General features: G+C 44.2%; 15 protein-coding genes. 8 read left to right on the forward strand and 7 right to left on the reverse strand.

Translation table 11 applies throughout. The annotated features are described in order from the left end of the window. The 6 genes from FNE76_RS05050 to FNE76_RS05075 form a co-directional block, all read right to left on the reverse strand. Nucleotides 1-303: GmrSD restriction endonuclease domain-containing protein (locus FNE76_RS05050; protein WP_143928407.1), on the reverse strand; the 303-nt coding region annotated here is incomplete at its 3' end. 361 nt (nucleotides 304-664) lie between these two features. Continuing rightward, nucleotides 665-1,330: a hypothetical protein gene (locus FNE76_RS05055; RefSeq protein ID WP_120948465.1), complete on the reverse strand. Its 666-nt coding sequence runs from the start codon at nucleotides 1,328-1,330 to the stop codon at nucleotides 665-667. A gap of 67 nt (nucleotides 1,331-1,397) precedes the next feature. Continuing rightward, nucleotides 1,398-2,651 (reverse strand): ArsS family sensor histidine kinase, encoded by a 1,254-nt coding sequence (locus tag FNE76_RS05060; RefSeq protein ID WP_120955803.1) that lies wholly within the window; start codon nucleotides 2,649-2,651, stop codon nucleotides 1,398-1,400. 6 nt (nucleotides 2,652-2,657) lie between these two features. Next, nucleotides 2,658-3,341 (reverse strand): acid response regulator transcription factor ArsR, encoded by a 684-nt coding sequence (gene arsR / locus FNE76_RS05065; protein WP_120948467.1) that lies wholly within the window; start codon nucleotides 3,339-3,341, stop codon nucleotides 2,658-2,660. A 50-nt stretch (nucleotides 3,342-3,391) separates the two neighbouring features. Further along, entirely contained in the window at nucleotides 3,392-3,697 is a 306-nt protein-coding gene (locus tag FNE76_RS05070; RefSeq protein WP_120948468.1) for a CiaD-like domain-containing protein, read from the reverse strand. Then, the gene (locus tag FNE76_RS05075) at nucleotides 3,688-4,011 is read right to left on the reverse strand and encodes a hypothetical protein (RefSeq protein ID WP_120948469.1); all 324 of its coding nucleotides are present in this window, start codon (nucleotides 4,009-4,011) and stop codon (nucleotides 3,688-3,690) included. Before FNE76_RS05075 ends, FNE76_RS05070 begins: the two co-directional genes overlap by 10 nt. 122 nt (nucleotides 4,012-4,133) lie before the next feature. On the opposite strand from FNE76_RS05075, the gene FNE76_RS05080 reads away from it, so the two are divergent. Genes FNE76_RS05080 through dapB form a run of 6 tightly spaced genes read left to right on the forward strand, consistent with a single transcriptional unit; the run spans nucleotide 4,134 to nucleotide 9,076 of the window. Continuing rightward, entirely contained in the window at nucleotides 4,134-5,393 is a 1,260-nt protein-coding gene (locus FNE76_RS05080) for a cation:proton antiporter domain-containing protein (protein ID WP_120948470.1), read from the forward strand. A 41-nt stretch (nucleotides 5,394-5,434) separates the two neighbouring features. Beyond that, nucleotides 5,435-6,652, forward strand: a complete 1,218-nt coding sequence (locus tag FNE76_RS05085; RefSeq protein ID WP_120948471.1) for a homoserine dehydrogenase — start codon at nucleotides 5,435-5,437, stop codon at nucleotides 6,650-6,652. Further along, on the forward strand, nucleotides 6,649-6,987 hold the full coding sequence (locus FNE76_RS05090; protein ID WP_120948472.1) for a YraN family protein: 339 nt from the start codon (nucleotides 6,649-6,651) through the stop codon (nucleotides 6,985-6,987). Before FNE76_RS05085 ends, FNE76_RS05090 begins: the two co-directional genes overlap by 4 nt. Before the next feature lie 59 nt (nucleotides 6,988-7,046). Next, complete coding sequence (gene trxA / locus FNE76_RS05095) at nucleotides 7,047-7,364, forward strand: thioredoxin (protein ID WP_120948473.1); 318 nt, start codon at nucleotides 7,047-7,049, stop codon at nucleotides 7,362-7,364. Nucleotides 7,365-7,370: 6 nt separating this feature from the next. Beyond that, complete coding sequence (gene trxB, locus FNE76_RS05100) at nucleotides 7,371-8,309, forward strand: thioredoxin-disulfide reductase (protein ID WP_120948474.1); 939 nt, start codon at nucleotides 7,371-7,373, stop codon at nucleotides 8,307-8,309. Then, nucleotides 8,309-9,076: a 4-hydroxy-tetrahydrodipicolinate reductase gene (gene dapB, locus FNE76_RS05105; protein WP_120948475.1), complete on the forward strand. Its 768-nt coding sequence runs from the start codon at nucleotides 8,309-8,311 to the stop codon at nucleotides 9,074-9,076. Before trxB ends, dapB begins: the two co-directional genes overlap by 1 nt. On the opposite strand, the gene fliR is transcribed toward dapB, so the two are convergent. Next, nucleotides 9,073-9,840: a flagellar biosynthetic protein FliR gene (gene fliR, locus FNE76_RS05110; protein ID WP_120948476.1), complete on the reverse strand. Its 768-nt coding sequence runs from the start codon at nucleotides 9,838-9,840 to the stop codon at nucleotides 9,073-9,075. The genes dapB and fliR overlap by 4 nt on opposite strands. 83 nt (nucleotides 9,841-9,923) lie before the next feature. Between fliR and FNE76_RS05115 the strand changes: the two genes are divergently transcribed. After that, entirely contained in the window at nucleotides 9,924-10,709 is a 786-nt protein-coding gene (locus FNE76_RS05115) for a DsbA family protein (protein WP_120948477.1), read from the forward strand. A gap of 248 nt (nucleotides 10,710-10,957) precedes the next feature. Next, nucleotides 10,958-11,518 carry a pyruvate flavodoxin oxidoreductase subunit gamma gene (locus FNE76_RS05120; RefSeq protein WP_104759839.1) on the forward strand — a complete coding sequence of 187 codons (561 nt, stop codon included), beginning with the start codon at nucleotides 10,958-10,960 and terminating at the stop codon, nucleotides 11,516-11,518. Nucleotides 11,519-11,526 lie beyond the last annotated feature (8 nt).

Consider the following 11,526-nt stretch of genomic DNA (forward strand, 5'->3'; position numbering starts at 1 on the left):
CCCCAAAAACGGCGGGGGCGGGTGGGCCCCGCAACCAATTTCGGTTGTCCCCTTAATGGTGTAAATGCAACCCCACCCCATCAGTCTGGGGTGTTTTCCACCCCCCCCCCCCCCCCCCCCCTCAAAAAACGCCGTGATGTCCTCCCACAACTGCGAACACTCCTTTAACTCCCACGCATAATCCCTTTGATACTCTGGCACCACAAATTTATTTTTAGACAGATAGTCTAAAATATCCATTTGTAAAGTGCTCATTTCTAACTTACTTGCCATGAAACCTCCGATCAAAATGTAGGTCTTCATTCTAACATGGCTTGATTCATGGAGGGCAAATAGGGCAATTAAAGCCTAATGCCCGCCCAAAAGGCCAATAAGACAGAGAGTTCTATATGTGCGTTTGTTCATTAACTACTAGCCTAAAGCAAGCACACAATTTTTAGTCAAGCCACCTACAGAGGTGAGCCCTGCCCCGCTATTGGTTTTCCAAGCGATCCGCATGGAAGACTGATTTTTGCATCAAAAAGCAGATTTTATGAGGGTTTTGAGTCCCCCTCCAAGCTAAAAAACTCTTAAAGTTTTAGGACTGGCCCTAAGGTCGGTAACAACTTGGCTTTTTCGTCTTTATCTCTAGTTTTTCTATCAAGCATAGCAAGAACCGTTGCTTTTATATCCTGCAAGTCGTTATAATTACTTTTTGGATTTCCTTCACTTCGTATAGATCATCCCCACTAACTGCATTTGGATTAGCATTGGCAACGAGTGTTTGTTGGAACTGTTTTCTGTCCTCCCTCATCTCGTTGAGCAGTTGGTTAAACTTTTCGTCAGATTTGGCTTGGTTTTCTTGCATCTTGTCAAGGACATTACTAAGAGCTTTGACCCCTTCGCTAGTCTCTTGGCGAGATTGCTCGATGGAGTTATTGATAGAAGTGGTCAAAGATTGCAAACTAAAGAGAAACTCATTAGCAAGACTGATAACCGTTGGGTTGCTCATAATATTCTCGATTATGGTATCAAAAGTAACCACTTCTGTAGGCTGGACGACTTGACTATTTTTGGTATTTTGGCTAACAAGCGTGTTTTTTATATCCTTAATCATAGTCCCCAACTCATCATAGTGGTGTTGCAAATTCACCTCATGCTCATATTCCCTTTCCAGCTGAACCCTTCTTTGCTCTTCCTCTTGCTTGGCACTGAGATAATTAAGACCATGCTCAAACAACTTCACGCCAATTCGTGCCTCCGATCGGCTCAATTTAATCCCTCGATAATTAAGAATGCTTCCAATAACCCATTGTAAATCCTTTTTATATTTAATTTTCACTAACACCATGTCCTAGACAAATCATGGCGGGGTAAATTCCTACATCGGTATTATTTACGCTAATTTTTAATGCCAACTAGCCATGCTTAGAAAAAAGCGGGGTGAATTTTTGCAAGATACAGCCATGGATCATAAAGAAGTTGATCCCATCTTGATGGGTGTAGCTCAAGCGTAGCTCCAAAGTATCTAGGGCACTTTTAATGATATACATGCCCAGCCCAAAGCCATGCCCATCGTTGGGATTTTCATGGTGGAAATAGGGCTTGAAGTAATGCATAAGGTCTTCTTTGAGGGCTGGAGCGCGGTTGGAGATGATCACATCTGCGCCGGCGACCTCAATATGTGCCCGTTTATCAACGCTGTATTTGAGCGCATTATCCAAGAGATTTTTAACCGCCAAAGCAAATAGCTGGAAGTCCGTTTCAAAAGCCCCATTGGGACCCTCAAAGCGGATACAAGTATTGCCCCGCTCCAATAAGAGCATGCTTTTGACATGTTCTAAGAGCTTGTCCATGTAAAAAATCTCTTTGGTTACTTTGTAGTTCTTAGAGGAGAGTTGTTCGATGCGGGCAAATTGCTCGATTAAGGAGTTGAGTCGTTTAAAGGTGGCTAGGAGTCTCTCTTTTTGCAAAGCATTATCCACCATTTCGGCAACAATCATGCCCTTAGCGATGGGGGTTCTAAGCTCGTGCATGATGGCGCGCAAGAATAAAATACGTGATTCGTTCATGCCCTTGATCTTTTTAATGGCATTATCAAAGGCTAGAGCCAGATCGCCAATCTCATCTTTTTGATCGATCTTACATTCAATATCCATCTCTCCATTGGAAAATAGATGCACCTTTTTGCGTAACTCATTGATGGGGATAAAGCCCTGCAACATGAACATGAAAATGACAATAATCAAAAAAGCCCCTACTGAGATGGCAAAGTAGTAGTTGCGGTAAGAAGTTTTGTGAATCTCTTTGTAAAGCACCGTATCGCCCTGATTTTTGAGCGAGATAAAAATTTTATTACCCACCTTGATGATTTTGGCTAGAGGGTTTTCGCTATGTTCCACCATGTCTTTGTGCTGGGCTAGAACCTCGTTTAATTCGTTTTGATTGACCTCTTGAAAACCCAATTCATGCAAATACACCTCAGCAGAGTAGCGGTTACTGCGATCGGCTAAAACTTGGTTAATGGTGGTGATGAATTGCTGGTGGCGGATTTGGGTTTGGAAATTTTCATGATCAATTTGGGAGCGGATGAAGTAGTAAGAAAAGGCGGCAAAGCTCACCAAAGAGATCACAAACAAAAAAACAATCTTGCTAAAGATAGAAAAGGACATCTTAACCTAAAACTCTAGCTTATAGCCCACTCCTCGCACAGAAATGATATGTTTGGGTTTTTTGGGGTCTTTTTCAATCTTGGAGCGCAAACGCCCAATGATCACATCAATGCTTTTATTGGAACTCTCGGGGTTAATCGACTCCGATTCAATGGCAATCGACTCCCTAGAAAACACATACCCCTTTTTGCTAATCAACAAGGTTAAGATCTCATATTCTGCGCGTGTGAGCTCCAACTTTTTATTTTTCATATAGACCTCACGCGAATCCTTGTCAATTCTAAAAAGGTTGTTTTTAGGCTGGGCGACCCCCTCTACCAGGGGTTTTTTGTTATAACGTCTGAGGAGGGATTGAATCCGCGCCAAAAGCTCTTTGGGGTCATAGGGTTTGGGGATATAATCATCAGCACCACACTCTAGGGCTTCGACCTTGTCGTTAATATCATTTCTAGCTGAAGAGATGATGATGGGGATGTCCTTTTGCTTGGAAATTTTCTTGCAAACCTCCAACCCATCTAAGTTGGGCAAGGTCAAATCTAACAACAATAAATCGTAATGTTGCGTGGTGGCTGCGCTGATCCCCGTGTAGGGTTCATCGTAATTCATCACCTCAATACCATGTTGGTTTAAAAACTCGCTTAAAATTTCCGCCAACTCCACATCATCTTCAATCATCAACACTTTAACCATCAACACCTCTTTATTAACTTGCCATTAATCTTAACACAAATCTGATAAATTCACTCTTGGTAGTTTTTCAGTCTCTCTTGCACCATGTAAAGCTGGTATTGCAAGTAATTAACCACCAAATCCAATTTAGCGGGTAAATTCTTAGTTTGGGGGGATTTGAGTCCTTCAAACAAAACGAGGGTTTTTTGCTCCAAGTCCTTTAAAAACTCTCTCTCCTCTTGAGAAATGGGCGAGATGGTCTGTTTAGAGCTGGCTTCTTTGGGGGCTTTGGGCGGGGTGGGACTGCTAGGCTTAGGGACTTTTTGCACCCGATCAATTTCGTTGAGAGTTTGGGAGATAATATTTTTTAATTCCATCGTTCTAGCCACTCCTCAATGGCTTGTAACTCGGCCTGGCTGGTCGCTTGGATAAAGAAAGTCCGCATGTTTTGTACCTGAAAATGTTGCAAGGGAGCGTATTGGGTCAGCGTGGCCTTTTTTTCTAAAGTGAGGGTCTGTGTTTGTGGTGTGCTGGGTCTTTTATGAGGCACAAGAGACTCGAGGCGTCTAGCCCCTTGCAAGGCTTCTTTATGCTGGGGGTTGTGGGTTAAAACGCTCTTGTAAATCTCTAGTGCCTGCTCTTTAAGCCCCTGCAATTCGTAAATACTTGCCAGCGCAATCGTCTTTTCCACGCCACTAGACCCCTTATTGTTTATTCAACTTATTATATAATAGGCACTTTTAATAATTGCTTTGCAAGATCGGTATTTTTTTAAAGTGCCATCAAGGGATCGAATAAAATTAAGGGCTTTTCATGGAAACACATGCTTTGTATGTGGTCGTGGTGGGGTTGGGTTTGAGTGTAGTGAGTGGCTTGCTCCTCAAAAAAATCGAGATGCCCGTTATTATTGGCTATATTCTAACCGGATTGGTGATCGCCCTTTTATTCCATATTGAGGATTTTGAATCTCTCTCTGAGATCGCTGACTTTGGCATTGTATTTTTGATGTTCATGATTGGCATTGAATTTAACTTTGACAAGCTCAAGAGCATGAAACAAGAGGTCCTATTATTTGGCGGACTACAAGTGATTGCGACTTCCTTGCTTTTGCTGTTCTTTGGCTACTTTGTGATGGGGTCTTCTTGGGGTTTTTCTTTGGTGGTGGGCATGGGTTTTTCTCTCTCTTCAACTGCCATTGTGTTAAAATTCTTCGAGGAGAGTAAACAGCTTAATACTACCACTGGTAAAATTGTCGTGGGGATTTTGATCTTCCAAGACATCGCAGCCATCCCCATGTTGCTGATTTTAATGCTCATGGGCGATGAGAATGCGAATTTTGCTAATCTCTTGATCAAAACCGCCATATCAGCCACCATTATTTTATTGCTCTTATTATTGCCCGGCAGACAGGTCGCCACCAAGATTTTAAACTTGGCAGCTGAAAGCCGTTTGCCCGAGCTCTTTATGGGGACAATCTTGCTAATCGTCTTTGGAGCAGCAAGTCTGAGCCATTTTTTTGGCTTTTCCATGTCGTTAGGGGCTTTTGTGGCGGGCATGGCCATTTCTAAATCGCGTTACCGAATCCGCGTTCAAGAGGATTTTGCGCCTTTGAAAAATATTTTCTTGGGGCTTTTTTTTGTTACCGTGGGGATGCAAATCCGCCTAAATTTTTTGATCGCCAACTTCTTTGCGGTGGTGCTGTTGCTGGGCTTGACCATGTCTTTAAAAGTGGGGTTGCTCTATGGGATTTTGCGTATCTTTAGAGATGCCAAAAGTGCCATTAGAGCCGCTCTCTCACTCGCCCAGATTGGCGAGTTTGCACTGGTGGTGTTTTTGAGTGCCAGCAAGCACCACCTCTTGACCTTGCAAAAGCACGAAGGATTATTGGTTTTTTTACGCGAAAAAGGCATTATTCAAGTGGTTTCTACAGACATCCAGCAATTCTTGGTTTTGATGATCGTGTTTTCCATGTTGGTTACGCCCTTTATGCTGAAGTACTTAGATGCTTTAGCAGATTTTCTCACCCATAAACGTCCATCCCAAACGGCTAGCAAAGAGGAAGTCAAGAGTTAATTGTGTTAGAATAATCGGTAGTATAAAGTGGTGGTAGGTCAATGGGAATTTTGAATATCGGCATTATCGGGCTGGGCTGTGTGGGCATGGGTGTGGTAGAGATTTTAAAGAAAAACCGCGCGCTCATTGCCAAGAGATGCGGGCATGAATTGGTCATCACAAGGGGCGTGGTGCAGGATTTAAGCAAAAAAAGGGCGGTGGATTTCCCCTTGAGTGATCGTCTTGAGGATATTTTAGAGGATCCTAGTATTGATGTGGTGGTGGAGTTAATGGGGGGGGTGGAACAAGCCTTCCAAGTGGCGCAAAGGGCTTTAAAGCAAAAGAAGGGGTTTGTAACGGCTAATAAAGCCATGCTCGCCCAACATTACTACAGCTTGCAGAATTTAGGGGCGATGGGCTTTGAAGCCAGTGTGTGTGGGGGGCTTCCCATTCTCAACGCACTTCAAGAGGGGTTGGGGGCTAATGAAGTGTTGGGTATTCAAGGGATTTTAAATGGCACGACTAATTTTATTCTAAGCCAAATGGAGCAAGGACAGGATTTTGCAAGTGCCTTGCAACAAGCCCAAGCTTTGGGGTATGCAGAGGCCAACGCCCATCTAGATATTAGCGGGCTGGACAGCGCACACAAGCTGTTGATTTTAACCTTTTTGGCTTTTCATATCCAACCTAGCTTGGATGAAATGTTCATAGAGGGCATTGAGCGGATTAAACTCATAGACATGCACTACGCTAAGAGATTGGAACGCACCATCAAGCACCTAGCCTTAGCCCACAAGCAAGGGGATAAAATTGCTTTGAGTGTGTGCCCAGTCTTGCTGGATCAAAACCACGTTTTAGCCCGTGTGGAGGGGGTGATGAATGGTGTTTGTGTGCTAGGGGATTGTTTGGGTGAGAGCTTTTATTATGGAGCAGGAGCGGGTGGATTAGCGACAGCTAGCGCGGTGGTAGGCGATTTAATGGGTGTTTTGAATAAAAAATTTTATCCCACTAGCCCAACCCCACACACCCTAAAAACTCCTCAAGAAATCCAAAGTGCTTATTATTTGCGCGTGGATTTAAGCCAGTATAACAATCCACTCTCCTTAATCTCCCCTGTGCTAGAAGAATGCCACATTAAAATTTGTGCCTACTTCCAAGAGGATAAAACCTGCATTGTGATCACAGAGATTGCCACTCAAGCCCATATCCAGCAAGCTCTTTTGCTATGCCGACAAATCCCGGAGTTGCAAGGCATTTATGCCATGCGTTTGTATCCATGAGCTATGCCAAGGGGCTCTTAGCCGAAGAGATTGCTTGTGCTTTTTTGAGCGCGCATGGGTGTGCCATCCTCAAGCGTAATTTTTATTGCCGTTATGGCGAAATTGACATCATCGCGCTTAAAGAGGAGGTGTTGCATTTTGTGGAGGTCAAGAGCCACACGCACGCCGAGCCACTCTATGCGATCACGCCCGTTAAACTGGGCAAAATCCACCAAAGTATCCAGGTGTTTTTGCAAGAAAATCCCATGCCTTATGATTTTTGTATCGATGCACTTGTCATCAGGGGGGCTTTAGGCAGACATACCCTAGAGTGGCTAGAAAACATCGGGTTTTAGCGGATATAAAGGGAAGCTTGAATAAAATTCAAATCCAAACAAAAAATTAGGAGTTAAAAATGGCACATTATATTGAATTGACGCATGAGAATTTTGAAAGTGTTACCAATAGTGGGGCGGTTGTTGTAGATTTTTGGGCACCTTGGTGTGGTCCTTGCAAAATGCTCTCTCCCATCATTGATGAGCTAGCCAGCGAATACGAAGGTAAAGCCAAGATTTGCAAAGTCAATACAGACGAGCAAGATGAATTGTCTGCTAAATATGGTATTAGAAGCATCCCCACCGTGCTTTACATGAAGGATGGTCAGGTGATGAATCAAACCGTGGGCGCGCTCTCCAAACAGGCCCTCAAAGACAACATTGATAAGTTGCTCTAGTCTCTCATGATTGATTTAGCGATTGTGGGCGGAGGTCCAGCTGGTCTGAGTGCGGGTTTGTACGCCACTAGGGGCGGTGTTAAAGATGTGATCTTGTTTGAAAAGGGTATGCCCGGAGGCCAAATCACCACTAGTAGCGAGATTGAAAATTATCCGGGCATTAAAGAGGTGCTCAGTGGTATTGATTTTATGCAACCCTGGCAAGAACAATGTTTCCGCTTTGGTCTCAAGCAAGAAATGGTCGCGGTGAGCAAGATCAGCACCCAAGATAAACATTACTTGATTCACACTGATGATGGCAAGGTTACGCCGGCTAGAAGCGTGATCTTGGCCACCGGTGGGCGGCCCAAGAGGGCAGGTATCAAGGGGGAAAATGAGTTCTTTGGCAAGGGTGTTAGCACCTGTGCAACCTGTGATGGGTTTTTTTACAAAAATAAAGAAGTGGCGGTTTTGGGTGGCGGGGATACAGCCCTAGAAGAGGCACTTTTTTTAACCAAAATGTGTAGCAAGGTTTACCTCATCCACCGGCGCGATGGTTTTAGGGCAGCCCCTGTTACCATAGAACACGCTAGAAACAACCCCAAAATCGAGTTCATCACACCTGCCGTGGTGGAGGAAATTAAGGGTGATGGTAACGGGGTGAATGCGGTGGTGTTGAAAAACACCCAAACCGGGACAATCCAAGAATTAGTCGTGCCCGTTATCTTTGTCTTTGTGGGCTATGATGTCAATAACGAGGTTTTAAAGCAAGAGGACGGGAGCATGTTGTGTGCGTGTGATTCTTATGGCTCTGTATTGGTGGATTTGAACATGAAAACCAATTTGCCGGGCTTTTTTGCTGCCGGGGATATCCGCACGAACGCACCTAAACAAGTGGTGTGTGCAGCTGGAGATGGTGCCACTGCAGCACTTTCTTGTATTGCCTATTTGGATTCACACCACTGATGCTCAACATCGGCGTATTTGGGGCGAGTGGCAAGGTGGGGGGCTTGCTGGTGCGCGAAATCCAAAAACACAGCGACCTTTGTTTAACAAGTGTATTTGTGCGCCAAAACCTGAGCATGCATTTAGCCCAAGTGCTCCCCGAAGATGCTTTTGTTACCAATGACCTGGAGCAGTTTTTAGCCCATTGCGATTTGGTGATTGACTTTTCCTTACCCAAGGCTTCTTCTAAACTCATTGAGTTTTTGCTCCAAACACCCAAACCCTTAGTTTCGGGGACAACAGGGCTTGAGGAGCAAACTTGGCAGGCTATTAGAAAATTAAGTCAAGTGGTTCCTGTCTTGCACACGCCTAATATGTCCATTGGCATGGCAGTTTTAAATAAGATTGTGGGATCGGTGGCTAAGGACTTACAAGAAGCTGATATTGAAATTACCGAGATGCACCACCGCTACAAAAAAGATGCCCCTAGTGGGAGTGCCTTGATTTTAGGACAAACCTGCGCGCAAGCTCGGGATTTGGTTTTTGATCAAGTCTCCCAAACCAAACGGGAAAATCAACGCCAAACAGACGAGATCGGGTTTGTGAGTCTGCGTGGAGGCGATGTGGTGGGGAAACACACTGTGGGTTTTTACTTAGATGGGGAGTATTTGGAACTCACCCACATTGCCACCGATCGCAACATCTTTGCCAAGGGTGCTCTGCAAGCAGCCAAGTGGCTAGTATCCCAACAACCCGGACTCTACAATATCCAAAATTTATATGTCTAAAAAAGACTCTTGATCGCTTGGAAGGCGTGTAACATCTCGCTTTTGAAGCGATCGATGATGGAGACCAAAATCAAGATTAGTCCAATAAAGGCGATGGCGATTTTAAGGGGGAAGCCTACAGCCAAAAGGTTAAATTGGGGGTGGGTTTTCATGATCATCCCAAAGATCACATCGCTTAACATCACCATCGCCAAGATTGGAAAGGCCATGCTAAAGCCCACGATAAAGAGGTGGGCTAAGGCTTTTACACTAGCTTGCACCATGTGGTTGCTCAACACAAATCCTCCCAAGGGCACCTGCTCTAGGCTGTGTTGCACCCATAGAATAATGTAATGATGCATGGAGGTTTGGAGCATGATCAAAATGGCCAAGAGCAAGACCACCTGCCCTACAACCGCCTTTTGCGCTCCTGAGAGCGGATCGTAAGCACTGGCCATGGTCAAGCCCATTGAAAAGCTAATGGTATCGGTCGCAAAGGCGATCGCATTGAAGACCACATGCAAGAAAAAAGAGGCACATAAGCCTAGCAACACTTCAGAGATGCAGGCGATCAAAAAGATTTCCGGACTCAAATTGAGGGCTGTATGGGGCAAATTGGGGTAAAAAACCAACGTCAAAAAGAAACCCAAAGCCCCCCTAATGGAGAGCGGGATCAAATTGTTATCAAAAAAGGGAAAGAGGGCTACCACGCTACTTAGGCGTAAAAATAGCAATAAAAACGCCTCTACCCTCTGATCGCTTAAATAAGCCAACCAATCTAACATACCTGCATTATAGCGTAGAGATTTTAATATGCGTGTTAGCCTTTTGGTGTTAGAATGCGCGGAAATTTTTGAAAAGAGGATATATGCAAAAGGTCTTGTATGTGTTAGCGGTGTGTGCCAGCTTAATGGGGGCAAAAGCAAGTGTGGATAGCAAGTTGGCTACAAGTGTGGTGCAACTCATCAACAAGCAGATCAATAAGAAAGTGGAGGTGCTAGAAACCTTCCCCTTAAAATCCAATAAAGAGTTCCAAGTAGTGGTGGTCCAAGATCCAGACACCAAATACCACATCCCTTTTTTGGTGAATCGGAGTGGTTCTTTGGCAGTCGGCTTGACCGGTATGTTTTTTAGTGGGAATAAGGATGATTTGGACTTGGTGGATGGCATTTTCCATGACTCTCAAGTCCATAATTTTAGGCAACAACATAGTGTGGCCCTCAATAAATTATTCCAAGCAATCCCCAAAGATTATGTGATCACGCTCAAATCCAGCACTAAGGGTGTCAAAAAAGACCTTTACATCATTTCTGACCCCTCTTGCCCGCATTGCCGTAATGAGTTGGGCAATGTCCATGAGAGGCTTAAAAATGCTAACGTGCATATGGTGCTTGTTGGATTCTTGGGCAAGGAATCTAATTTCAAAGCAGCTCATATTTTGAGCCAAATCAAAAATAAACACAGCACAGAGGCTAAAATTGATTTGCTCAACAAGGTCTATGCCACTGCTTATAAAGTTTCGCCCTCTGATGTACTCGATGATAAACTCCAAGAAGTCGAAAAGGTAACCAAACAAGTTTTGGATACCAAGCTGGTTAAAGGCGTGCCCTTTATTTATGAATACGAAGGGTCTAGCACAGCTGGTAAAAAGTAACCCTCTATCAAGGGAGGTTGATCAGGGGGTGGCAAAGCTGTTCGCTTATGATCTTTTGAGACCCGAAAATTATGCTCCCCAAGTGGGTTTTAAGTTCTTCCCACTCCCCTAAAAATTCTTCTGAGTTCTTTAAAAAGTGCGCTTTTTTGAAACGACCAAACTTTAGTCCGCAATAAGATCGCTATATTTTACCTAGAATCTTGTATAATCCCAAAACACAACTAAAATGATTAATCAAAGGAGAAGCGATGTTGCAAATTAGATGGCATGCTAGAGCTGGGCAGGGTGCTGTTACAGGTGCTAAGGGTTTAGCCGATGTGGTGGCCACGACAGGTAAAGAGGTGCAGGGCTTTGCAGTCTATGGTTCGGCTAAAAGGGGAGCAGCCATGACGGCTTATAACCGCATCGACTCCGAGCCCATTTTAAACCATGAAAAATTCATGGAGCCAGATTATGTGTTGGTGATCGACCCGGGTTTGACTTTTATCACCGACATCACCGAAAATGAAAAAGAGGACACCACCTATATCATCACCACCCATCTGAGCCGTGAGGAGTTGCTGGAGAAAAAGCCCAATTTGGCAGATAAAAAACTCTACACGCTAAATTGCATTAAAATCGCGATGGATACCATCAAACGCCCCATCCCCAACACACCAATGTTAGGGGCTTTGATGAAAGTCTCTGGCATGTTGGAGTTGGAGTTTTTTAAAAGCACTTTTAAAGAAGTGTTGGGTAAGAAAATGCCCCAAGCTTTGATTGATGCCAACATGCTAGCCATCGATCAAGCTTACGAACAAGTCAAATAAAGGATTCA

Origin of the sequence: Helicobacter mehlei (assembly GCF_007280785.1) — a bacterium.
GTDB lineage: Bacteria > Campylobacterota > Campylobacteria > Campylobacterales > Helicobacteraceae > Helicobacter > Helicobacter mehlei.